Raw genomic sequence first — 23250 nt, forward strand, 5'->3', positions numbered from 1 at the left:
CTCTCGTCCTCCGCCGGAACGAACCCTCCCCGAGCCGTAGTACGGAGGTACCCCTAGGGGTGGTCCACCCCCGGGCGGAGATCCCCTCGGGGTCGTCTCCACCCTTCGGTGCGGAGAGCCTCCACCCTGCCGTTGCGTCAGGGTCAAGTTCCGGCTGCCGTGGGAAGCTGTCGTACCGGACATAGGTGCAAGGGGCACGGGAGGGGATCCGATGGGGGGCACGACACCCGCGATACGCGGCGGCAAGGTCCACAGGCAGGACACCCGGCGCCGGGGCGCCGTCGTCGCCGCGCTGATGCTGGCGATGGCGCTGGCCGCGCTGGACGCCACCATCGTCTCCACGGCCGTACCGCAGATCGTCGGCGACCTCGGCGGGTTCTCCGTCTTCTCCTGGCTCTTCTCCGGCTATCTGCTCGCCGTGACCGTCACGCTCCCCGTCTACGGCAAGCTGTCCGACACCTTCGGCCGCAAGCCGGTGCTGATGACGGGCGCGGTCGTGTTCCTGCTGGGCTCGCTGCTGTGCGCGGGCGCCTGGAACATGGCGGCGCTGATCGCGTTCCGGATCGTGCAGGGGCTCGGCGGCGGGGCGTTGCAGGGCACCGTGCAGACCCTCGCGGCCGATCTGTATCCGCTGGCCGAGCGCCCGAGGATCCAGTCCAGGCTGTCCACGGTGTGGGCGGTGTCGGCGGTGGCCGGGCCGGGGCTCGGCGGGGTGCTCGCCGCGTACGCGGACTGGCGCTGGATCTTCCTGATCAACCTGCCGATCGGCGCCGCCGCGCTGTGGCTGATCGTCCGTCATCTGCACGAGCCCGAGCGGGAGAAGCCGGCAAACGGCACCCACGCGCGCGTGGACTGGGCCGGCGCGCTCGCGGTGTTCGCGTGCGGCGGGGTACTGCTGACCGCGCTGGTGCAGGGCGGGGTCGCCTGGCCGTGGCTGTCGGCGCCCTCGCTCACGCTGTTCGGCACCGGTCTGGCGCTGGCCGGTGTGGTGGTCGTGGTGGAACGGCGGGCCGCGCAGCCGATCATCCCCGGGTGGGTCTGGCGGCGCCGGACCATCGCGGCCGTGAATCTGGCGCTCGGCGCGCTGGGCCTGCTGATGGTGGCGCCAAGCGTGTTCCTGCCGACGTACGCGCAGTCGGTGCTCGGACTCGCGCCGGTGGCCGCCGGTTTCGTGCTGTCGGTGTGGACGCTCAGCTGGCCGGTGTCGGCGGCGCTCAGCCAGCACGTCTACCGCCGCATCGGCTTCCGGGACACCGCGCTGCTCGGCATCGGTGTGGCCGCGCTGGTCCTGTGCGCGTTCCCGTTCCTGCCCTACCCCGGCTCGTGGTGGCAGCCGACGCTGCTGATGCTCCTGCTGGGCGCGGCGCTCGGGCTGTTCCAGCTGCCGCTGATCGTCGGGGTGCAGTCGACGGTGGGCTGGTCGGAGCGGGGCACCACGACCGCGTCCGTGCTGTTCTGCCGGCAGACCGGACAGACCCTGGGCGCCTCGCTGTTCGGCGCCGTCGCCAACGGGGTGCTGGCCGCGCGGCTGGGTGGGGCCGGCGACCTGGACTCCGTCACGCGCGCGTTGGACGCCGGTACGGCCCCCGAGGCGACCCGGCGCGCGATCGCCGACGCGGTGCACGCGGTGTACCTCGGCGCGGCGGCCGCGGCGGCCCTGGCTTTCCTGGTGCTGCTGCTGGTGGCGCCGCGGCGGTTCCCGGTGCGCGAGGAGTGACCCCGCCCGTCGGCGTGTGCCGCGAGAGCGCAGGTTAACGCCGGTAACACGCCCTCTCGGCGCGGGTTTTCCGTAGTAAGCGCATACCGACTGGCCAGTTTGGTGAAAACGTCGCACGGCCCGGAACGCGCGAGTAGCGTGCGTGGCTCCACGCCCCCACCTCCCTGCGGTCCGCCGCCACGGACCCGAGCCACGCAAGGAGCCCCGGGATGTCCTACGACCCGCCGCGCCCGTCGTACACCCCGCCCCATCCGCCCTACGACCCGCCCCGCCCGCCGTACCAACCGCCCCACCCCGCCCACGGCGCACCGTCCCCCTACGACCCACCCCCCTCCGCCTCCCTCACCTACCCCTGGCAACCCCCACCCCCGCAGCCGGTTCGCCCGGACCGCCGGCCGCCCCGTGAACCCCTCGGTCACCACAGCGACCTGCGGGTGCTGCGGAGCGCCTACCGCTGGCAGCGGCGTACGGCCACGCTCACCGCGCTGGGCTACTTCACGCTGTTCCTGGTGCTGTCCGCGACCGCGCCCGGCGTGATGACGCGCACGGTCGCCGACGGCATCCCCGCCGGCCTGCTGCTCGCCGTGATCCAGATCCCGGTCACCTGGCTCGCGATCGCCCTCTACGAGCACACCGCGCGCCGGCACGTCGATCCGCTCGCGGACCGCATCCGCAAGCAGGCCGAACTGAACGCCCGCCGAGGAGCGGTCCGATGAGCGGCGCCGGCACTCCGGCCGTGGGAGGCTTCGCCGGTTTCAGCGGCACGGCCCAGTCCATGTCCCTGGTCGCCTTCTCCACCGTCGCCACGGTGACCCTGCTGCTGTGCGTGATGACCGGCCCCGACCGCGACGACCTCGACGAGTTCTACACCGGCTACGGCTCCCTGTCCCCGCTGCGCAACGGCCTCGCCATCGCGGGGGACTACATCTCCGCGGCCACCGTCCTCGGCACCGGCGGAGTGATCGCCCTGTGCGGCTACGACGGAGTCGTCCTCGCCCTGAGCACCGCGCTGTCGCTGATGCTGCTGATGTTCCTGCTGGCCGAACCCCTGCGCAACGCGGGCCGGTTCACCATGGGCGACGCACTCGCCCGCCGGCTGCCGGGACGCTGCGTGCGCATCACGGCCTGCGCGGTGACGATCGCCGCGCTGCTGCCGCTGATGCTGGTCCAACTCGCCGGAACCGGACAGCTGATGGCGTTCATCCTGGGCTTCACCGACGAGTCGCTGAAGACCGCGTGCGTCGTCGGGCTGGGCGCCCTGATGATCGCCTATGCGGCGATCGGCGGCATGAAGGGCACCGCCCTCATCCAGATCCTGAAGATCGTGATGCTGGTCGGGTCGGGCGCCGTGGTCGCCGTACTGATCCTGCGCCGCTTCGACTGGGATCCGGGCGCGCTGTTCACCGCGGCCTCGCGGCAGAGCGGCGCCGGGCCTGCCTTCCTGCGCTCCGGGCTGGAGTTCGGCACGTCGGGCAGGTCCCGCCTCGACATGATCGCCTCGGAGCTGACGGTGGTGCTCGGCGGCGCCTGTCTGCCGCACATCACCATGCGCATGTACACCGCCTCCAGCGCCCGCCAGGTGCGCCGCTCGATGTCCTGGGCGGTGTCGATCGTCGCGCTGTTCGTGCTGGTCATCACCGTGGTCGGGTTCGGCGCCACGGCGCTGGTCGGCCGTGCCGTGATCGCCGGGGCCGATCCGCAGGGCAACACCGCGTACCTGCTGGGTTCGCGGGCGGCCTTCGGCGCGGACGTGTCCACGGCGGAGACCTTCCTGTTCACCATGGTGACGACGGCGATCTTCCTGACCCTGCTCGCCTCGGTCGCCGGGATGATCCTCGCCTGCGCCAACTCCCTCGCCCACGACGTGTTCGCGGCCCGCGTGCAGGAGATGCCGGCCCCGCGCGAGATGGCCCTCGCCCGCGTCTCGGCGCTCGCCATAGGCGTGCCGACGATCCTGCTCGCCACCATGGTGCAGCACCACAGCCTGCAGCCCCTGGTGACGCTCTCCTTCTGCCTGGGCGCCTCGGCCATAGCGCCGGCCCTGGTGTACGGGCTGTTCTGGCGCCGCTACACCCGCAGCGGGCTGCTGGCGACGCTGATCGGGGGCACGCTGACCGTGCTGCTGCTCATGCCGGGCACCAACCTGGTCTCCGGCTCACCGGTCTCGGCGTTCCCGCACGCCGACTTCAACTGGTTCCCGTTCACCACGACCGGCATCGTCTCCATCCCGGCCGGCTTCCTCTTCGGCTGGCTCGGCACGATCGCCTCGGGCCGCACCAAGGCGGAGCAGCAGCGGCACCAGTACGAGGCGGTGGAGGGGTGGATCCTGGCGGGGGCCGTCCGGGAGGGGGGTGGGCCGACCGGAGCGGGGCTCGGGAGCCGGCGGCCGTGAGGGACGCTATTCCAGGGCCGCTTTGCCGGTCAGTGAGATCAGGCTGCTGCGGACCTGGTCCATGTGGGCCCGCACGTGGTCCCAGGTCTCGCCGTGCTCGCGCAGCACCTGCTCCGTCTCCCGGGCGATGTGTTCCTCGCGCACGCGCGCGTCGGCGAGGATCTCGACGGCACGCGCGCGTGCCTCCTCCTGGCTGCGGCGCGCGTACTCCTCGGCCTCCCCGAGGGCGCGCTCGGCGTCGGACAGCGCGGTCTCGGCCCGGCTCACCCGCTCGGCGTGCCGGGCGTCCAGCTCGGCGGTCCGCTCGACCTCCTCGCGCTCGGCCTCGGCCCACCGCTCGGCGTGCTCCCGGGACTGCTCGGCGAGCATGCCGGTGGTGCGCTGCCGTACCTCGCGCAACGCGGCGAGCGCCTCCGAGCGCCCTTCCTTCACCTCGCGCCGGGCGCCGACGCGGATGTCGTCGGCCTCGGCGCGCGCGGCGAGGAGCCGCTGGCGGGCGCGTTCGTCGGCCTCCGCGCGGAGCGCGTCCGCCGCTTCCTGCGCCGTGCGGCGTACGCTCTCCGCGCGCGCTTCGGCCTGCGCGAGGTGCTGTTCCGCTTCACACCGCGCGCGCTCGCGCAGGTCCGCCGCCATCTCCAGCACGAGCTGGTACACCCGCCGCGCGCCCTCCCCGAGCGACTCGTACGTCTGCGGTGCGAGCCGGGCGACGACCTCGCGCATCCGCGCGGCCTCCGCCTCCATGTCCTTGGCGAGCACGGTCAGCCGCGCGGCCCGTTCCCACGCGGCGTCACGGTCCTGCGACAGCTCCTCCATCCAGGCGTCGACCTGCTCGGGGCGGTAGCCGCGCCCCCGGACGGTCACGAATCCCTGCGGCGACACCGATGCGCTGCTCACCCTGGGAACCCCTCTCCACCGGACGTACACGACAGGATGATTTCGCGCATATCTTGATGGATTGGGTGTAAGTGTTCATAACGCGACACTCCGCAGTCACAGCACGCTCGAAACCCCGCACTTCGCGATCGGTGTGGCGGGTGGGACCGGCTACAGCACGTCCTCCTCAAGGGTGACGATCACACTGCGAACGGGCGCCAGTTCCGCCAGACGCGCCGCGTCCGCCGCCGTCGCGCGCCCCTCGGGCGAGGCGAACGCCGCGCGCAGCCCGTCCAGCGAGTCCCACTCCAGCGACGCGACCAGGTAGTACGGCACACCCCCGCGCACCGGCGCCGTCTCCCGGCCGAGCGTGTAGCGGCGCAGCCCGGGCAGCCGTCGGCCGAGCGGGATGTGCACCTCGCGGTAGTGCCGGTCGAATGCCTCGGGGTCGGCAGGAGTCTCGTACAGGGCGAGGAAACGGACCGTCATCGGGCGGCCCTCCCATGGCGCGTGAGAACGGCGGCGCCCACCCGTTCGGCCGACAGGCACTCCAGATCGGCCGGCTCACTCCCGGCCGGAAACAGCCGCCGGCCCTGCCCCAGCACCACCGGGAAGGTCAGCAGCCGGTACTCGTCGACCAGGTCCTGCTCCCGCAACGCGGCCACGACGGCGAGGCTGCCGCTGACGACCACGTCCCGCCGCTCGGCGCGCACGGCATCCGCCAATTCGCCCTTCAACAGATGGGAGTTGTCCCATGCGGACACGTCCGGGTTGCCGCGGGAGGCCACCAGTTTCGGTACGGCGTTCATCCGGGCGGCGAAAGGGTCGTCGCGGCCCGGCCACAGCCGCGCGAACAGCTCCCAGGTGGTACGGCCCAGCAGCAGAACTCCTGCGTCCAGCACGCGGCCGAGCCGGAACTTGTCCCCGGCGACCCCCTCCGGGCCGTGCCGGAAGATCCAGCCGCCGTACGGCGTGCCCGCGGAGCCGTCCGGGTCGGACACGATCCCGTCCAGGCTGATGAACTCGATGACGACGACACTCATGACGACGGTCCCTTCGCTCGGTTGCTCACCGGTACCTACCGGCGGAACCGGCCGGACTCATCGCCCGCACCCGGAAATTCGCGTCGAGTTGCCGTCGGAGGGCTGTCAGCTCACTCGGCGGCGGGCGCAGGGGGCGCGAACGCGGCCAGGACGCGCGGATCGGCGAACACCACGTTCCGGGCGACCCGGCCGCCGGTGACCGTCAGGACCTGCACGGTGTGCAGCGCATGGCCACTGCCGGGCTCCGGCGCGTACGCCGCGAGCGCCGGCTGCCCGTTGGCCACCACCCGCTCCACCCGCCAGCCCGTACCGCGCAGCGCGAACACCCGCTCCATGAACAGGCCGTAGTCCCGCCTGCCCCGGTACCACAGCGGCACCGGCGGCATCTCCAGGACGGCGTCCTCGGTGAGCAGCCGCACCAGCGCCGGCACATCGGCCGCCTCGAAGGCACGCATGTAGCGCAGCACCACCGCCCGCACCTCGGGATCCGCCGGTTCGCCGACCGCGTCGATCGCGACGTACGCGCCCCCGCGCGCGAGGGCGGCGCGCGCCCGCTGCAACGCGCTGTTGACCGCCGCCACCGACGTCTCCAGCTGCTCGGCGACCTCGGCGGCGGAGAACTCCAGCACCTCGCGCAGCACCAGCACGGCCCGCTGCCGCGCCGGCAGCAGCTGCAGCGCCGCCACCAGCGCCAGCCGCAGGTCCGCACGCGCCTCCACGTCGAACCGCGCCTCGGGGAACGGCTCCAGCCACGGCACCTCGGGCGCGGGCGTCAGCGGCGCGCCGGGATCGCCGGAAGGCGCTCCCAGCCCGGACGGCAGGGGGCGGCGCGAACGGCTCTCCAGAGCGCTCAGACAGGCGTTGGTCGCGATGCGGTACAGCCACGTCCGCACGGACGCGCGCGTGGCGTCGTAGCGGTCCCGTGCCTTCCAGGCCCGCAGCATCGTCTCCTGCGTCAGATCCTCGGCCTCGTGGAACGAGCCCAGCATGCGGTAGCAGTACGCCACCAGCTCGCCCCGGTACGGCTCGAAGTCCACCGGCCCATCGTGCCCTTCACGCGCGCGTGAAGGGCACGATCCGCTCACACCGGGCCGGCGTCGCCTACAGCAGCCCGTCCCACATCTGCTCCAGCAGCACCGACCACCAGCTCTCCGGCGAACCGAGCGCCGCCGGGTCCAGGGCGGCCAGCTGCGCCTGGAAATCGACGGTCCAGCGGCCCGCCTGCTCCTGGTTCAGCCCGCACCGCAGGCGCCACATCCGGCCTAGCAGCGCCAGACAGCGCGCGAACTCCGGCAGCCCGGTGTTCACGAACTGTGGCGGCACCGGAGCCCCGCCCGGCCCCGCCTCCACCGGCACGGCCACGATGTTCGCCGTGCCGTACTGCACACAGATCGCCTTGCCGAAGTCGGTGCCCATGACGAGGTACGAGCCCGCGTCCGAGGCCGGCTGCACCCCGCGCTCGGCCGCCAGCTCCGCCAGCGTCGGCACCGGCCGGCCCGGCTGGGCCTGCGCCCAGAAGAACGGGCCCATGTCCACCGGCAGACCGGCCACGACCAGCGTGTGCGCCACGATCGGCGGCACCCCCTGCCGCGACACCGCCTGCTGCTCGAACCGGAAGACCCCCGGCCCGAACGCCGCCGCCAGCTCCTGCGCGATGCCCTCCGGCGGGACGGCCGGCGCGGCCTGCACCGGCGGCAGCGGCGCCCGCACCGGCGCGGGCCGCGCCGGCCCGTCCGCCACCTGGTGCAACTCGCCCTGGTGCGCCAGCAGTTGTCGCATGCCCTGCTGCCGGCTCGCATGGTCCGTGCCGTACGGCGCGATGCTCGTGATCCGCGCCTGCGGCCACTGCTCCCGGATCATCCGCGCGCAGTAGGCACCCGGCAGCTCGCACGACTCCAGCTCCGTGTGCAGCTCCAGCACCTGGTCCGGCGGCACGTTCATCGCCCGCAGCTCGTGGAAGATCTGCCACTCCGGGTGCGGCGTACCCGGCGCCGAACGCCGGATCAGCTGCTGCTCCGAACCGTCCTGCGCGCGATAGCGCAGCACGGCCTGATAGCCGGGACCCACCGTCGGCTGCCCCTGCTGCGGATACCCGTACGCCGGCGGCTGCCCGGGCGCGCCCGGCGGCGGCATCGCACCCGGCGGCATCGGCTGCGGGGCACCCGGCACGCCCGGCGGCATACCCGGGGCGCCCGGCGCACCGAGTGCGCCGGGGGCGGGCGGCGGCGGGGGTGCCCCCGGACCGGTCACCGGGGGTGCTGCCAGCACGGTCTCCGCGTGGTGCACGGCCCCGCGCCCGCCACCCGGCACACCGGGCGCGCCGGGCGCACCGGGACCGGCAGCGGCGCCCGGAGGCTGCGGGGCGCCGGGGAAGCCGGGAGCCGCGGGGGCGCCCGGAGGCAGCGGTGCGCCAGGCACCGGAGGCACACCCGGGGCGCCCGGAACCGGGGGAGCGCCGGGCGGATTCGGCATGCCGGGGGCGCCCGGAGGCTGCGGTGCGCCGGCGCCCATCTGGCTGGGGTCGGCCAGCACCGTGGCCGCGTGGTGCACATTGCCCGAAGGCGCGGCAGGCGGATTGGGGGCGCCCGGCGCATTCGGGGCGCCCGGCGCCTGCGCGCCATGCGCACCACCGGGACCCTCGGGCCCCTCCGGCCCGAGCGCCGACACCAGCTGTGTCGGCACATACCCACCGGCAGGCGCACCCGGCGCGGGAGGCGTCACCGCGCTCCCCGGGCGCGCGCCCGGCGCACCAGGGGCACCCGGCGGCGGAGGCGGCGCACCCATACCACCGCGCGCCTTCTTCGGCGGCGGCGCGGCCTTGCTCGTCGCGGCATCCGCGATGTCCCCGGCATTCGGCGGGAGCCGCCGCGCCGCGGCACCCGTGTCGGCCGGAGGCTGCGGCACACCCGGCGCGGGCGCCTGCGGATAGCCGTAACTCGGAGCACCCTGCGGAGCGCCGGGACCCTGCGGATAACCGTAGGTCGGCGCGCCCGGGGGCGGCGGCGGGGGCGTGCTGCCCTGCGGAACACCCGGCGCACCAGGAGCGGCGGGTGCCCCGGGCACGCCGGGCGCGCCCGGCGCGTATGCAGTGCCAGGCGTCCCCGGCGCACTCCCAGGGGCGGACGAGACACCCGGCGCGCCCTGCGGGAAGCCCTGCGCGCCCGGCGTGTTCGGAGTATCGAGCGCCGGCGCGACCGCCGTCGGCGGCAGCTGGCTGCCCCCCGACATCAACGCCGTCTTCGCATCGGGCACGCTCACCGGCGGCCGCGGAGCCTCGTCCTCGGGATCGCTCAACGGCGGCGCGAACACCGTCGCGGGCAACGGCACCGAACGGTCGTCCTCACCGGAGTCCGCGTTCGTGTCCGTACCGGCCCAGGGCGTGGCCCCCACTGGCACCTCCGCGGAAGGCGCACCCACAGGAGCAGCCGCCCCGGACGCGCCCGCCGGCACCCCGGCCCGCGTCTCCGCCGGCCCCGCCCCACCGGACGAAGCCCCACCACCGGCACCGGCACCGGCACCACCGCTCGCGCCGGCACCAGAAGACCCGGCACCCGCACCCGAACCGTCCTCGCCGCCCGGCCGCCGGTCCCCGATGCCCAGCTTGTCCGCCGCCTCCTGCAACCACTCCGGAGGAGTCAGCAGGAACGACGTCTGATTCAGATCCATCCGGGCGGCAGCCGGCGCCGGAACCGCGTCCTGCGGCCCCTCCGCACGGCCGTACTCCTCCTCGTACCGGCGGATCACCTCACCCACCGGCAGCCCCGGCCACAGCGTCGCCTCCCCGCTGTCCCGGGCGATCACCAGCCGCTGCGCACCCGCGTCCGAACGCGGACCCTCCGCCCGGTCCTCGCCCCACACGACGAAACCCAGCTCGAACTCCCGCACCCGCACCTCACGATGCTGGTACGCGGGCACGTCACCGTTGATCCACTCCTCGGCGCGCTCCTGCGCCTGCGCGTAGGTCACCATCGCCTGAAGCTCACTCCCCCACCGGGCCGGAAGACGCCGCACCGGAAGAACCGGAAGCACCGGAAGACACCGGGACGACACGCGCGAAGCCGCCGTCCACCATCAGATTCGCCACCGTCTCCAACTCCGGCGGACTGCCCGCCAGCCGCGACAGAAAGGCGTCGAAATCGTCACCGCACGGCAGCAGCAGACGCTCCACCCGCTCCGCCGGCGACCACGACGGATCCACATCACGCACATCGTCGTACGCGCAGAACCACACCGAACCCGGCCGCTCGCCCTTCACCTTCACCGCGAGCAACCCGCCCTGCACGAACGCCACCCCGAGGTAATCCTTCGTCAGATGGTCGCGCAGACACTTGTTCACATACACCAGGTCATTGACCGCCGCCTCCTCACGCACCGTGAAGAACGGCTGGTCCAGCAGCAGACCCAACTCGGCGTCCAGCGCCGTACCCACCGGCGCACACCCGCCCGCCGCCTTCAGGAACGAGCGATACGCACCCGGAAGCCGGTAACCGAGATCCTCCTCGACACCCTGAACCTGCGCCTCCGACACCGCCACACCCGACTTCGGCAGCCCGAAATGCGCCGGCCGCGTCTCCTGCAACGGCCGCGTCCCCCGCTTGCCGTGGTCCACCGCCGCCGTCGCCACCCCACCGTGATGCCGCAGCAACGCCTTCACCTCGACCGGAACCAGCTCCAGCCGCCGCGTCCCTGCAACGTGATGCCACGTCCAGCCGTGCGGCGTCGCCACATCCGGCACCGTGTCCCACAACTCGTGCCGCTGCGCCGCCAACGCCGCGTTCGCCGACACATAGTCCGTCAGCCGCAACTCGTCGACACCGAAACCCTCCGGCGGCTCGGCGATCTCCACCGCCACGCGCGCGTACGGAGAGAAATCCGGGTAACCACGCTCATCGACCCGTACCCCTCTCGGGTGACGCGCCGCCCGGACCGGATCCGGAAAGTGCACGACCTGCCCGGCGTAGGCCGCGTTCGGCGGCGCGGCTTGCTGCCCGAGCCGACCTGTCGTCATGGCGGTAGCCCCCTGCGGCGTTCTCTCTGGCCTCAAATCGGCGGTGTCGATCGCGGATGCCGACAGCCTATGCGGTACGCCAACCCCGGTCACCGGCCCACCACCTCCCCGGACCGACCACCCCTCCCCTCACCCCCGGACACCACCCTCCACCTCCGTGACCAGCCGTCACCCCACCGTGACGACCAGCCCCGACCCGGGCGTGTCGCACCGCCCCAGCTTCCGCACCGGCCACGGCATTTGGCACCCTGTGTCCTTCGGGGGAAGCCGGGGAACGCCCGGGGAGGGGAAAAACGATCATGAACACCTTGCGAAGCGGAGGTACCGACGTGCGGTCCGGCGACCCACGCATCGGCTGGAGCGGCACCGACACACCCCCCGCTCCCACCCTCCGCCACCGCCGCGACGGCATCCTGCCCACCGTCGCCGCCGCCCTCTCCGTCCGCGGCACCACCCTCACCGGCACCGCCGCCCGCAGCGACCAACCCCCGCCCCTGCACCCCCTCGTCCAGGACTTCCTCGACACCCTCACCAGCGGCGAACGCGACCGCTTCACCGGCCGCTGCGCCGAGACCATCCTCATCTCCCGGCACCTCAGCGCCGCCGACGCCGCACGCAGCAAACGCGCCGCCCGCAAACCCATGACCAACGGCGAAGCCCGCAAAGCCCTCAAACACGCCAAACTCACCGCCCGCCGCATACGCGAGGACGGCGACCCCCTCCACGGCAGCTTCGCCACCCCCTGCCGCGCCTGCACCGCCCTCAGCGCCCACTTCGGCGTCCGCATCGTCGACCCCACGGCAACCGACGACTGACAACCCCCCGTCAACACCAGCGACACCGCACCACCAGCGGACTCGACGAGAACGAAGGGCAGATGCACCCCGACCGCACCTCCACCACGCGCTTCCCCGTACTCGTCGACGCCGCCCTGCGCGCCGCCGGCTGGCAACCCGGACGCTGGGACATAAAGCAGGCAGAGATCTGGGCCGACACCCTGCGCGAACACACCTCACCCGCCGGACACCGGCACACCGTCTTCCCCGCCGCCGTCGAAGCCTGGGCCGAATTCGGCGGCCTCACCATCACCCCCGGCGGCCCCGGCCGCCAGATCGCCCCCGCCACCCTCCACCTCGACCCCCTCCACGGCCTCCACCACGCCCGCACCCTCGGCGACCTCGGCCGCGCCCTCGGCACCGAACTCTGCCCCCTCGGCGAAGAGACCGACACCACCGCCGTCCTCGCCGTCGACACCGAAGGCCGCGTCTACACCCTCGACCACACCGGCGACTGGTACGCGGGCCCCGACATCGACCACGCCCTCACCACCCTGATCACCGGCATCGAACCGGTACGACTCACGGCGGGCTGACACACCGAGAACCGGCCCACGCCGCGAGACCGGCCCACGCCGCGAAAACCGGCCTAAACCGCCGGAATCACCGCCGACACCCGGAAACCCCCCGCATCCGTCGGCCCCGACACAAACGCACCACCCAGCGCCACGACCCGCTCCCGCATCCCGAGCAGGCCGTTCCCACCCGACGGCAACCGCGCCGCCGACGCCGACCCCGGCTCCGGCGGCGGCTCGTTCTCCACCTGCATCGCGATCTCCGACACCCGATGCGCCAGCCGCACATGCGTCTTCGCACCCGCCGCATGCTTGTGCACGTTCGTCAACGCCTCCTGCACCACCCGGTACGCCGTCTGCTCGACCTCCGCCGCATACGACCGCACCTCCCCCTCCACCGACAGCATCACGACCATTCCCGCGGCCGCCGACTGCCCGACCAACTCGTCCAGCTCCGACAGACACGGCCCCTCCACCCCGCCGTCCGCCTCGGCCACCCGGGAAGCCGCAGCCGCAGCCGCCACCCCCACCGCCACCAACGGCACCCCCGGAGCCCGCCGCACCGGACCCTCCCCCGCCCGCAGCACCCCCAGCATCTCCCGCAACTCGGTCAACGCCTGCCGGCCCATGTCCCCCACCAGCGCCGCATTCCGCACCGCCTTCTCGGGATCCTTCCGCGCCACCGCCTGAAGCGCGGCGGCATGCACCACCATCAGACTCACCCGGTGCGCGACCACGTCATGCATCTCCCGCGCGATCCGCGTCCGCTCCTCGTTACGCGCCCACTCGGCCCGCTCCTCCGCCCGCTCGGCCAGCAACTGAAGCTCCCGCTCCAGACTGTCCGCCCGCTCCCGCAGGCTCTCCATCAACCGCCGCCGCGCCCCCACATACAAACCCAGCAGCACCGGCGGAGCCGTCAGCCCCAACGCCGTCGTCACCGCCGCGAACGGCACGAACCAGTCACCCAGCGTCAGGTCACCCCGCGCCATGTCCTGCCGCACCCGCACGAACGTCACGACCGCCGTCCCCACCAACGACATCCCCGCCAGCGCCGCGATGATCCGGCGCGGCAGCTCACACGCGGCGAGCGTGTACAGGCCGACGATCGCCAGCAGGAACCCCATCTGCGCCGGCGTGATCGCGATGGCGACCAGCACGACGGCGATCGGCCACTTGCGCCGCACGAGCAACACGGAGCCGGCCATCACCCCGAAAACGATCCCCACCGGCATCGGGATGCCGGCATCCCGGGCGAAGGCAACACCCTCCGCTCCGCACTCCACGGCGGACACCAGCGCGAGACTCCCGTCGAGTACCGCACTGCGCCACCTGGCCCACCACCAGGGCCCGGTCAGGGCCGTGGTGTGCTCTTCCCCCGTCGTGGTCATGCCTCCAGCCTAAGGGCGTCGGCTGCGGCTTTTCCGGTGACTTTCGCCGACCTCCACACGCCACACTCCGTAACCGAACGGCGTCGAAACCCACCGGAATCACTCGAACTGGTGAACCCTTCCTGTTCGACCCCGGAACGGAGCATTCCGGCCAGACGGCATGCCCATGGCACATTCGCCTGACAGGTACGCCGACTTCGAGAGCCTGCGGGAGCGGGCGGAGGCCCTGCGGCGGGCCGGGCTCAGCCGACGACAGATCCGCGACCGGCTGCACGTCGACAACAACGACATCCTCAACCGCCTCCTGGAGGGCGAGCCGCCACCGGAATGGACGAAGCGCCCGAACGCGAAGGACGACCTGCGGGAGAGGGCGCGGGAGCTACGACTCCAGGGGTGGACCTACGACCAGATCCAGGTGGAGCTGGAGTGCTCCAAGAGTTCGATCTCGCTGTGGGTGCGGGATTTGCCGAGGCCGGAGCGGCGCGACCCCTCGGAGCAGGCAAAGCTCGCGGCCCGGAAGCGCTGGGAGCACGAGCTCGCGGTGCGGGACGAAGAGCGGCAGAAGACCAAAGCGGCGGCCGCGAGCGAGATCGGCGCAATGACTGCTCGCGAGCTGTTCATGACGGGCGTCGCCCTCTATTGGGCCGAGGGGCCAAGGACAAGCCGTACGACCGTCGCGAAAACGTACAGTTCGTCAACAGCGACCCGGGCGTGATCCGGATCTATCTCGCCTGGCTGGATCTGCTTGGGGTAGAACGCGACCGCCTCCGATACCGCGTCATGATCCACGCGACTGGCGACGTCGAGGGCGCCAAGCACTACTGGGCTGAGCTCGTCGGCGTCGACGCCTCGGCGTTCCAGCGGACGACAATCAAGAAGCACAACCCGAAAACGATCCGCAAAAATGTGGGCGAGGGCTATCGAGGCTGTCTCGTGATCGGCGTCTTGCAAGGCGCCGACCTTTTATCGTCGCATCGAAGGCTGGTGGACAGGCATGGTGGATGCGGCCTCCGGGATCACGGCCCCCCTCTCCTCAGGTAAGGTCTGACGCAGCCATCCGCCATGGGGTAACTGGTAGCCCGCGGGCCTTTGAAGCCCTGTAGTGCTGGTTCGAATCCAGCTGGCGGAGCTGCTCGGTTCGGGCCCTGACCTCCCCGTCAGGGCCCACTCTCACCTCCCCCAAGCAGCACCCCGGTATCCTGCGGCTGTCACCCCACTCACCCACAGCCGAAGGGCAACCCCGTGAGCGCCATCCGCCCGGCAGCCGTAGTCGTTCTCGCAGCGGGTGAGGGCACCCGTATGAAGTCGGTCACACCGAAGGTCCTGCACGAGATCTGTGGCCGGTCCCTCGTGGGCCATGTGCTGGCCGCCGCCCGAGAGTTGGATCCGGAGAATCTGGTCGTGGTCGTCGGCCACGCCCGTGAGCAGGTCACCGCTCACCTCGCCGAGATCGACCCGGACACCAGAACCGCCGTACAGGCGGAGCAGAACGGGACCGGGCACGCCGTACGGATGGGCCTGGAGGAGCTGGGCGGGGCCGTCGGCGGGACCGTCGTGGTCGTCTGCGGGGACACGCCGCTCCTCACCGCCGACACGCTCAGGCAGCTCGCCGAGACGCACGCCACCGACGGCAACGCGGTGACCGTGCTGACCGCCGAGGTTCCGGACGCCACCGGGTACGGCCGGATCATCCGCGACGAGGCGACGGGTGCCGTGACCGCGATCGTGGAGCACAAGGACGCGACCGACGCCCAGCGGTCGATCCGGGAGATCAACAGCGGGGTGTTCGCGTTCGACGGGCAGCTGCTGGCGGACGCGCTGAAGAAGGTGCGGACGGACAACAGCCAGGGCGAGGAGTACCTCACCGACGTGCTTGGGATCCTGCGTGAGGCCGGGCATCGGGTCGGGGCCTCCGTGGCCGGGGATCACCGGGAGATCGCGGGCATCAACAACCGGGTGCAGCTGGCCGAGGCGCGCCGGATTCTCAACGACCGGCTGCTGACCGCGGCGATGCTGGACGGGGTCACCGTCGTCGACCCCGCTTCCACCTGGGTGGACGTGACCGTCTCCTTCGAGCGGGACGCCCTCGTTCATCCCAACACGCTGCTCACCGGGTCGACGCACATCGGTGAAGGTGCCGAGGTCGGGCCCAACAGCCGGCTGAAGGACACCACGGTCGGTGCCGGGGCGCGGGTGGACAACACGGTGTCCGACGGGGCCGTGGTCGGGCCGGAGGCGTCCGTGGGGCCGTACGCGTATCTGCGGCCCGGGACGCGGCTCGGTACCAAGGGCAAGATCGGGACGTACGTCGAGACGAAGAACGCCTCGATCGGTGAGGGCACGAAGGTGCCGCATCTGTCGTATGTGGGTGACGCGACGATCGGTGAGTACACGAACATCGGCGCGGCGAGTGTGTTCGTGAACTACGACGGTGAGAGCAAGCACCACACGACCGTCGGGTCGCATTGCAAGACGGGGTCGGACAACATGTTTGTGGCTCCTGTCACGGTCGGGGACGGTGCTTACACCGCCGCCGGCTCTGTGATCACGAAGGACGTGCCGCCCGGTTCGCTGGCCGTGGCCCGTGGTCAGCAGCGGAATATCGGGGGTTGGGTGGCTCGGAAGCGTCCGGGGAGCGCGGCTGCGAAGGCGGCCGAGGCGGCGTCCCGGAGCGGTGAGAGCGAGGACTGACCGGAAACGGGTACGTCAAACACGGCGTACCGTGATAAGTGCACATCCGCACGCGTGCACCCGCACCCCTACCAGCTGGTTCGGCCTCTCATGCCCAGACGGGAGGTCGGAGTAGCAGCCGGCTGGCTGAGACAACCTCTGAGGAGACTGTGCTGTGACCGGGATCAAGACGACCGGCGAGAAGAAGTTGATGTTCTTCTCCGGCCGCGCCCACCCCGAGCTTGCCGAGGAGGTCGCCCGGCAGTTGGGTGTCGGGGTCGTCCCGACGAAGGCCTTCGACTTCGCGAACGGTGAGATCTACGTCCGTTATCAGGAGTCGGCGCGTGGTGCGGACTGCTTCGTGATCCAGAGCCACACGGCTCCGATCAATCAGTGGATCATGGAGCAGTTGATCATGATCGATGCGCTGAAGCGTGCGTCGGCTCGCTCCATCACGGTGATTGTGCCGTTCTACGGTTACGCGCGGCAGGACAAGAAGCACCGGGGTCGTGAACCTATTTCGGCGCGTCTGATCGCGGATCTGATGAAGACGGCGGGGGCGGACCGGCTTCTGACCGTGGATCTGCACACGGACCAGATCCAGGGTTTCTTCGACGGGCCGGTGGATCATCTGTTCGCGCTGCCGCTGCTTGCCGATTATGTGGGCGAGAAGGTGGACCGGGACAAGCTGACGGTGGTGTCGCCGGACGCGGGGCGTGTGCGCGTGGCGGACCGGTGGTGTGACCGGCTGGGTGCGCCTTTGGCCATCGTGCACAAGCGGCGGGACAAGGATGTGGCGAACCAGGTGACCGTCCACGAGGTCGTGGGTGAGGTCAAGGGGCGTGTGTGTGTTCTCGTCGACGACATGATCGACACGGGTGGGACGATCTGTGCCGCCGCCGATGCGCTGTTCGCGCATGGTGCGGAGGATGTCATCGTCACCGCCACGCACGGTGTGCTGTCGGGTCCGGCCGCGGACCGGCTGAAGAACTCGCGGGTGAGTGAGTTCGTGTTCACGAACACGTTGCCGACGCCGGCGGAGCTGGGCCGGGATCTGGACAAGATCACGGTGTTGTCGATCGCTCCGACGATCGCGAGTGCGGTGCGTGAGGTGTTCGAGGACGGTTCGGTGACGAGCCTCTTCGACGAGCAGTGAGGTTTCTGCGGCCCCGCTGGGTGAGGTAGCCGAAGATCCTTTTGGGTGCGGCCTCCTGGTCCGAGTAGACTGCTGCAGTTGCTCGGCGAGGGAGGCCGTTCTCCGTTTCTGACGGGGTTCGGCGGTCCGTTATCGACGCGCTCTTCGTAGCAGGCCGTTCGTGGCCGGGTGACCACGTCCGTTCCCAGTTCCTACGAGGAGTGATCATCATGTCCGAGGTGAAGCTCACCGCCGAGACCCGTACCGAGTTCGGCAAGGGTGCCGCGCGCCGCATCCGCCGTGACAGCAAGGTTCCGGTTGTTCTCTACGGCCACGGCACCGAGCCGCTGCACCTGACCCTGCCGGGTCACGACCTGCTGCTGGCGCTGCGTACGCCGAACGTCCTGATCTCCCTGGACATCGACGGCAAGACCAGCGAGCTGGCGATCCCGAAGGCCGTGCAGCGTGACCCGCTGAAGGGCTTCCTGGAGCACGTCGACCTGCTGCTGGTCAAGCGTGGCGAGAAGGTCACGGTCGAGATCCCGGTGCACACCGAGGGCGAGCTGGCCCCGGGTGGCAACCTGCTGGAGCACGTCCTGAACACGCTGCCGGTCGAGGCCGAGGCGACGCACATCCCCGAGGCTGTCACGGTCTCCGTCGAGGGTCTGGCGGCCGGTGACTCCGTGCAGGCCAAGGACATCACGCTGCCGAGCGGTGTGACCCTGGCCGTCGAGGAGGACGCGGTCGTTCTGCAGGTGCTGCAGGCCCAGGCCGAGGAGACCGAGGGCGAGGCCGCCGAGGCGGGCGAGGAGCAGGCCGAGGCCTGAGCCGCCGGCGTCAGCCTCTGACGTCGTCATCATTCGTTCAGCCGCTGCTCTCCCTCGCGGGGAGTGGCGGCTGGCGCGTATCGAGGAGAGATGGACGTGACCACCCCCGCCAGCAGTGACCCCTGGCTGATCGTCGGGCTCGGGAATCCCGGGCCGGAGTACGCCATGAACCGGCACAACGTCGGTTTCATGGTGGCGGACCTGCTCGCGGGGCGGATCGGGGGGAAGTTCAAGCGGGCGGGCAAGGCGCAGGCGCAGGTGCTGGAGGGGCGGATCGGTCCGGCGGGGCCGGGCAGCCGGCGGGTGATCCTGGCGAAGCCGATGTCGTACATGAATCTGTCCGGTGGTCCGGTGAACGCGCTGAGGGACTTCTACAAGGTGCCGGTGGCGAACATCGTGGCCGTGCATGACGAGCTGGACATCGACTACGGCACGCTGCGGCTGAAGCTGGGCGGTGGGGACAACGGGCACAACGGTCTGAAGTCGATGACGAAGGCGATGGGTTCGGACTATCACCGGGTGCGGTTCGGGATCGGCCGGCCTCCGGGTCGTATGCAGGTGGCGGACTTCGTGCTGAAGGACTTCTCGTCGGCGGAGCGCAAGGAGCTGGACTACTTCGTGGACCGTGCGGCGGACGCGGTGGAGTGTCTGGTGATCGAGGGGCTGGAGCGGGCGCAGAGCGCGTACAACTCCTGACATGTGCTGGTACGGCGGACAGCGAGGTTGACCGCTCGTGCGGGTATGGCCAATGATCCCGGCCATGCCTGCCACAGCCAGCTCTGCTCGCCAGGCCTCCGTGACCGCGTTGCGGTGGGGGCGGGTCGCGGCGACGGGCGCGCTCGCCGCGTTGATCCTGTTCGCCGGGGTGTGGGGTTCCTGGGGGACCGCGCAGCACGTGATGCTGGCCAAGGGGCGGGAGCAGGGCACGGTGCGGGTGACCTCCTGTGCGGACGACACCTGCAGCGGTCCTTTTTCACCGACGTCGGCGGGGGCGCGGGCACGCGCGCGTGTGGAGATCGCGGAGTCGGTCGCGGTGCGCAAGGGGCGGACGTACGACGTGGTGTTGAAGCCGGGTACGGCGGACGCGGTGCGCTCCGGTCCGGCGGGGATGCTGTATGCCTGGGTGCCGTTGGGCGGGGCGTTTCTGCTGGCCTCGGTGGTGGTGGCGGGCGGGTTGCGGCGGACGCGGGTGGCGTGGGTGCTGGCGGGGTGCGGGGTGGCTTTGCTGACGGGGGCTTTTCTGGCGGTGTCCGCGGGTTCGTGATTCCGTGGACCACCGGCGCACGGTGACGGCCGTGGCCGGACGGCGGACATGACGCTGCCCGACGGGCACTGCAAGCTGTTCTGGAACTTCGTGGGGGGAGACAGGGTCGGCCAGGCACCAGGTGTTCTGGACCGACTGCCAGGGCTCCGGCGGCGGTGACGGTACGCCGTCGTCGGGTCCGTCGTCCGGTTCGTCGTCGAGTGGGTCCCCCGTGCCGTCCGCGTCCTCGTCCTCGTGGCCGTCCGTGTCCTCGTGGCCGTCCGCGTCCTCGTCCACGTCGCCGTCCGCGTCCTCGTCGCCGTCCGCGTCCTCGTCCACGTCGCCGTCCGCGTCGCCGTCGGCGTCCTCGTCGCCGTCCGCGTCGGCCCCTGGCTAGGCGTCCTCGTCGTCGCCCGTTCCCGCTGTGTCCTCCTCGCCGTCCGCGCAGGGTGGTGGCCGTCTCGCCGAGACGGGTAACGGCGTTCCGGTGGGTGCGCTGTCGGGTGCCGCGGCCTGCTGGTCGCTGCGGGCGGCTGTCTGGTGGTGCGGCGCCGGAAGGCGCGTGGCTGACCGGTGCTGGAAAGGGCGGTGCCCCCGGGGTCGTACGACCTCGGGGGCACCGCCTGTTTCGGCGGCGGGTCAGCCGGTGTTGCGCAGGCCTGCCGCCACGCCGTTGACGGTGAGGAGCAGGGCGCGGGCGAGCAGCGGGTCGGGCTCGGTGCCCGCGGCCGCCGCGTCGCGCTGGCGCTTGAGCAGGGTGACCTGGAGGTAGGAGATGGGGTCCAGGTAGGCGTCGCGGATGGTGAAGGTCTGCTTGAGGACGGGCTGGGCGTCCAGCAGTTCCTGTTCGCCGGTGATCCGCAGGACCTCACGGACGGTCAGCTCGTGTTCGGCCCTGATGGTGTCGAAGACGTGCTTGAGGTCGTCGGGGACGAGGGTGTCGACATAGTGCTGGGCGATCCTGAGGTCGGTCTTGGCCAGGGTCATCTCGACGTTGGAGACGAAGTTCTGGAAGAAGTGCCACTGCTGGTGCATCTCGTCGAGGACGGTGTCCAGGCCCGCCTCGCGCAGGGCCTTCAGCCCCGAGCCGACGCCGAACCAGCCGGGGACGATCTGCCGGGACTGGGTCCAGCCGAAAACCCAGGGGATCGCGCGCAGGCCGTCGAGGCCGGCGCCGGAGTCGGGGCGCCGGGAGGGGCGGGAGCCGAGGTGGAGTTCGGCGAGCTGGTCGACCGGGGTGGAGGCGAAGAAGTAGGCGGGGAGGTCGGGGTCCTCGACCAGGCGGCGGTAGGCGGCGTGGGCGGCGTCGGAGACGACGTCCATGGCGGCGTCCCAGCGGGCGAGGGCCTCGTCGGACTGGCGGGGGGCGGTGTGCAGGGCGGAGGCCTGCAGGGTGGCCGCGACGGTCAGTTCCAGGTTCTCCCGGGCGAGGGAGGGGATCAGGTACTTGTCGGAGATGACCTCGCCCTGCTCGGTGACCTTGATCTCGCCCTCCAGGGTGCCCCAGGGCTGGGCGAGGATGGCGTCGTGGGAGGGGCCGCCGCCGCGGCCGACGGTGCCGCCGCGGCCGTGGAACAGCCTCAGCCGGACCCCGTAGCGGTGGGCGACGTCGCGCAGCCGCCGCTGGGCGCGGTGGATCTCCCACTGGCTGGTGGTGATGCCGCCGAACTTGGAGGAGTCGGAGTAGCCGAGCATGACCTCCTGGACGTCGCCGCGCAGCGCGACCAGGCGCCGGTAGGACGGGTCGGAGAGCATGTCCTCCAGGATGGTGTCGGCGGCGCGCAGTTCGTCGGTGGTCTCCAGCAGGGGGACGATGCCGATCTTCGCCCAGCCGGCGTGGAGGTCCATCAGTCCGGCCTCGCGGGCGAGGACGGCGGCGGCGAAGACGTCGTCGGCGCCCTGGCACATGGAGATGATGTAGGACTCGACGACCTCGGGGCCGAAGACCTCCAGGGCCTTCTTGACGGTCTCGAAGACGCCGAGGGTCTTCTGACCGGCGGCGTCGACGGGGGCCGGGGTGGGGGCGAGCGGGCGGCGGGAGCGCAGTTCCTTGGCGAGGAGCTTGGCGCGGTACTCGCGGGGCATGTCGGCGTACCGCCAGGACTCCTCGCCGAGGCGGTCGAAGAGCTGGCCGAGGGCGTGGTGGTGGGCGTCGGCGTGTTCGCGGACGTCCATGGTGGCGAGCTGGAGGCCGAAGGCGGCGAGGGTGCGGATGGTGCGGGCCAGGCGGCCGTCGGCGAGCAGGCCGCCGCGGTGCTCGCGCAGCGAGGCCTGGATGATCCTGAGGTCGTTCAGCAGTTCGCTGGTGCCGAGGTAGTCGCGGCCCGCCTCGTGCGGGATGCCCCTGGCGAGGCGCTGCTTGGTGTTCTCCAGCTTCTGCCGGATGCAGGTGGCCTTGAGCCGGTAGGGCTCCTCGGCGTTGAGGCGCTTGTAGCGGGGGCTGATCTCGGGGAGCACCTCCAGGTCCTGGGTGAGGGACTCCAGGAGTTCTTCGGTGGCGCCGGTGTAGCGGATGGAGTTGGAGAGCAGTCCGCGCAGCTCGTCGATCATCTCCAGGGCGTCGTTGATGCCGTGCTCGTGCTGGAGGATGAGGACGTCCCAGGTGACCTGGGGGGTGACGTTGGGGTTGCCGTCGCGGTCGCCGCCGATCCAGGTGCCGAAGGTGAGGGGGCGGGTGTCGTCGGGCAGCTTGACGCCGACGCGCTCCAGTTCGGCCGTGAGGTCCTCCAGGACGTCGCCGACGGCCTCGGCGTGCAGTTCGTCGAGGTAGTAGATGGCGTTGCGGGCCTCGTCGGCGGGCTCGGGGCGGACGACGCGCAGTTCGTCGGTCTGCCAGACGAGGTCGATGTTCTCGGCGAGGCGGACGTCGTGGCGGCGGCGGTCGGAGCCCTGGACGGGGGTCTCCAGGAGCGCGGCGATGCGCCGGAGCTTGTTCAGCACCGAGCGGCGCGCGGCCTCGGTGGGGTGTGCGGTGAACACCGGGCGAACGTTCAGGTTCTGGACGGTCTGCTTCAGGTGTGCCGGGTCGGCGTCCTTGAGCCGGTCGGCGGTGCGGGCGAGGAGGCCGCCCTCGGCGGCGCGCCGGGCGCGCAGTTCGCGGCCGCGGTGCACCTGTTCGGCGACGTTGGCGAGGTGGAAGTAGGTGGAGAAGGCGCGCACCAGCTTGGCGGCGGTCTCCAGTTCGGTGCCGCGCAGCAGTTCGGCGGCGGCCTCGCCGTCCTCGCGAGTGAGGCGGCGGACCTTCTCGACCAGGTCGAGGAGCTCGGGGCCTTCCTGCCGTACGAGGGTCTCGCCCAGGAGATCACCCAGTCGGCGGATGTCGGCGCGCAGCTCGCTGCTGGTCGTGGTGGTCTGGTCGTCGGCACTGCTCACAGGTGCGGCTCCTTGCAGTGTGGAAGCTCTCTGGGAGGGAACCCGGCCGGCTGCCGCGCGGCGGGCGCCGCATACGGGCCGGAGCGTCCGGGAAGGAAACTTCAGCGGACCGCGCTGTCCGACCGAGTTCAAGGATAGGTGTCGATGGGGACGCGCAGGCTCCGGGGCTCTTGCCGCCGCTCGACACGCTGCCATACTTACGACGCCGTAGGTTACGGAACCGTAGGAAGT

Annotated in this window: 19 protein-coding genes, 1 tRNA gene and 1 pseudogene; 13 read left to right on the forward strand and 8 right to left on the reverse strand. The window is 71.6% G+C overall.

The window, feature by feature from the left end; genetic code table 11:
• The first annotated feature begins 211 nt into the window (after positions 1-211).
• The 3 genes from ACFYOH_RS30450 to ACFYOH_RS30460 all read left to right on the forward strand — a co-directional run bounded on the left by ACFYOH_RS30450 (position 212) and on the right by ACFYOH_RS30460 (position 4109).
• Positions 212-1717, forward strand: a complete 1506-nt coding sequence (locus tag ACFYOH_RS30450) for an MFS transporter (protein ID WP_388632045.1) — start codon at positions 212-214, stop codon at positions 1715-1717.
• Between the two features lie 209 nt (positions 1718-1926).
• Positions 1927-2433 carry a DUF485 domain-containing protein gene (locus ACFYOH_RS30455; RefSeq protein WP_388632046.1) on the forward strand — a complete coding sequence of 169 codons (507 nt, stop codon included), beginning with the start codon at positions 1927-1929 and terminating at the stop codon, positions 2431-2433.
• Positions 2430-4109: a cation acetate symporter gene (locus ACFYOH_RS30460; protein ID WP_388632048.1), complete on the forward strand. Its 1680-nt coding sequence runs from the start codon at positions 2430-2432 to the stop codon at positions 4107-4109. Before ACFYOH_RS30455 ends, ACFYOH_RS30460 begins: the two co-directional genes overlap by 4 nt.
• A 6-nt stretch (positions 4110-4115) precedes the next feature.
• On the opposite strand, the gene ACFYOH_RS30465 is transcribed toward ACFYOH_RS30460, so the two are convergent.
• From ACFYOH_RS30465 to ACFYOH_RS30490, 6 genes are all read right to left on the reverse strand, one after another.
• Positions 4116-5003 (reverse strand): cellulose-binding protein, encoded by an 888-nt coding sequence (locus ACFYOH_RS30465; protein ID WP_388632050.1) that lies wholly within the window; start codon positions 5001-5003, stop codon positions 4116-4118.
• 150 nt (positions 5004-5153) lie between these two features.
• Positions 5154-5471 (reverse strand): EthD family reductase, encoded by a 318-nt coding sequence (locus ACFYOH_RS30470; protein ID WP_388632052.1) that lies wholly within the window; start codon positions 5469-5471, stop codon positions 5154-5156.
• Positions 5468-6025 (reverse strand): dihydrofolate reductase family protein, encoded by a 558-nt coding sequence (locus ACFYOH_RS30475; protein ID WP_388632054.1) that lies wholly within the window; start codon positions 6023-6025, stop codon positions 5468-5470. Before ACFYOH_RS30475 ends, ACFYOH_RS30470 begins: the two co-directional genes overlap by 4 nt.
• Positions 6026-6135: 110 nt before the next feature.
• A complete protein-coding gene (locus ACFYOH_RS30480; RefSeq protein ID WP_388632057.1) occupies positions 6136-7062 on the reverse strand; it encodes an RNA polymerase subunit sigma-70 in 927 nt (308 codons plus the stop codon).
• A gap of 64 nt (positions 7063-7126) precedes the next feature.
• The gene (locus ACFYOH_RS30485) at positions 7127-9994 is read right to left on the reverse strand and encodes an SUKH-4 family immunity protein (RefSeq protein ID WP_388632060.1); all 2868 of its coding nucleotides are present in this window, start codon (positions 9992-9994) and stop codon (positions 7127-7129) included.
• A 10-nt stretch (positions 9995-10004) separates the two neighbouring features.
• Entirely contained in the window at positions 10005-11033 is a 1029-nt protein-coding gene (locus tag ACFYOH_RS30490; protein WP_388632063.1) for an SMI1/KNR4 family protein, read from the reverse strand.
• A gap of 299 nt (positions 11034-11332) precedes the next feature.
• Between ACFYOH_RS30490 and ACFYOH_RS30495 the strand changes: the two genes are divergently transcribed.
• Positions 11333-11848 carry a YwqJ-related putative deaminase gene (locus tag ACFYOH_RS30495; RefSeq protein WP_388632066.1) on the forward strand — a complete coding sequence of 172 codons (516 nt, stop codon included), beginning with the start codon at positions 11333-11335 and terminating at the stop codon, positions 11846-11848.
• Positions 11849-11910: 62 nt separating this feature from the next.
• The gene (locus ACFYOH_RS30500; protein ID WP_388632069.1) at positions 11911-12405 is read left to right on the forward strand and encodes an SUKH-3 domain-containing protein; all 495 of its coding nucleotides are present in this window, start codon (positions 11911-11913) and stop codon (positions 12403-12405) included.
• A 53-nt stretch (positions 12406-12458) separates the two neighbouring features.
• Here ACFYOH_RS30500 and ACFYOH_RS30505 read toward each other — a convergent pair whose 3' ends face one another.
• Positions 12459-13772 carry a sensor histidine kinase gene (locus ACFYOH_RS30505; protein WP_388632071.1) on the reverse strand — a complete coding sequence of 438 codons (1314 nt, stop codon included), beginning with the start codon at positions 13770-13772 and terminating at the stop codon, positions 12459-12461.
• 166 nt (positions 13773-13938) lie between these two features.
• On the opposite strand from ACFYOH_RS30505, the pseudogene ACFYOH_RS30510 reads away from it, so the two are divergent.
• The 8 genes and pseudogenes from ACFYOH_RS30510 to ACFYOH_RS30545 all read left to right on the forward strand — a co-directional run bounded on the left by ACFYOH_RS30510 (position 13939) and on the right by ACFYOH_RS30545 (position 20124).
• Positions 13939-14820: pseudogene (locus ACFYOH_RS30510) on the forward strand (hypothetical protein).
• An 8-nt stretch (positions 14821-14828) separates the two neighbouring features.
• Positions 14829-14901: transfer RNA gene (locus ACFYOH_RS30515), tRNA-Gln, on the forward strand.
• Between the two features lie 113 nt (positions 14902-15014).
• Positions 15015-16463 (forward strand): bifunctional UDP-N-acetylglucosamine diphosphorylase/glucosamine-1-phosphate N-acetyltransferase GlmU, encoded by a 1449-nt coding sequence (glmU, locus tag ACFYOH_RS30520; RefSeq protein ID WP_388632074.1) that lies wholly within the window; start codon positions 15015-15017, stop codon positions 16461-16463.
• A gap of 154 nt (positions 16464-16617) precedes the next feature.
• Positions 16618-17598 (forward strand): ribose-phosphate diphosphokinase, encoded by a 981-nt coding sequence (locus ACFYOH_RS30525; RefSeq protein ID WP_388632076.1) that lies wholly within the window; start codon positions 16618-16620, stop codon positions 17596-17598.
• Between the two features lie 209 nt (positions 17599-17807).
• Positions 17808-18404, forward strand: coding sequence for a 50S ribosomal protein L25/general stress protein Ctc (locus ACFYOH_RS30530; protein WP_388632078.1), 597 nt, complete (start codon positions 17808-17810; stop codon positions 18402-18404).
• 90 nt (positions 18405-18494) lie between these two features.
• On the forward strand, positions 18495-19100 hold the full coding sequence (gene pth, locus ACFYOH_RS30535; protein WP_388632081.1) for an aminoacyl-tRNA hydrolase: 606 nt from the start codon (positions 18495-18497) through the stop codon (positions 19098-19100).
• Positions 19101-19152: 52 nt separating this feature from the next.
• Positions 19153-19668 (forward strand): hypothetical protein, encoded by a 516-nt coding sequence (locus ACFYOH_RS30540; protein ID WP_388632367.1) that lies wholly within the window; start codon positions 19153-19155, stop codon positions 19666-19668.
• A gap of 234 nt (positions 19669-19902) precedes the next feature.
• Entirely contained in the window at positions 19903-20124 is a 222-nt protein-coding gene (locus tag ACFYOH_RS30545) for a hypothetical protein (RefSeq protein ID WP_388632084.1), read from the forward strand.
• A 162-nt stretch (positions 20125-20286) separates the two neighbouring features.
• On the opposite strand, the gene ppc is transcribed toward ACFYOH_RS30545, so the two are convergent.
• A complete protein-coding gene (gene ppc / locus ACFYOH_RS30550; protein WP_388632087.1) occupies positions 20287-23019 on the reverse strand; it encodes a phosphoenolpyruvate carboxylase in 2733 nt (910 codons plus the stop codon).
• Positions 23020-23250 lie beyond the last annotated feature (231 nt).

The sequence above is a fragment of the Streptomyces sp. NPDC007856 genome (assembly GCF_042868225.1).
GTDB lineage: Bacteria > Actinomycetota > Actinomycetes > Streptomycetales > Streptomycetaceae > Streptomyces.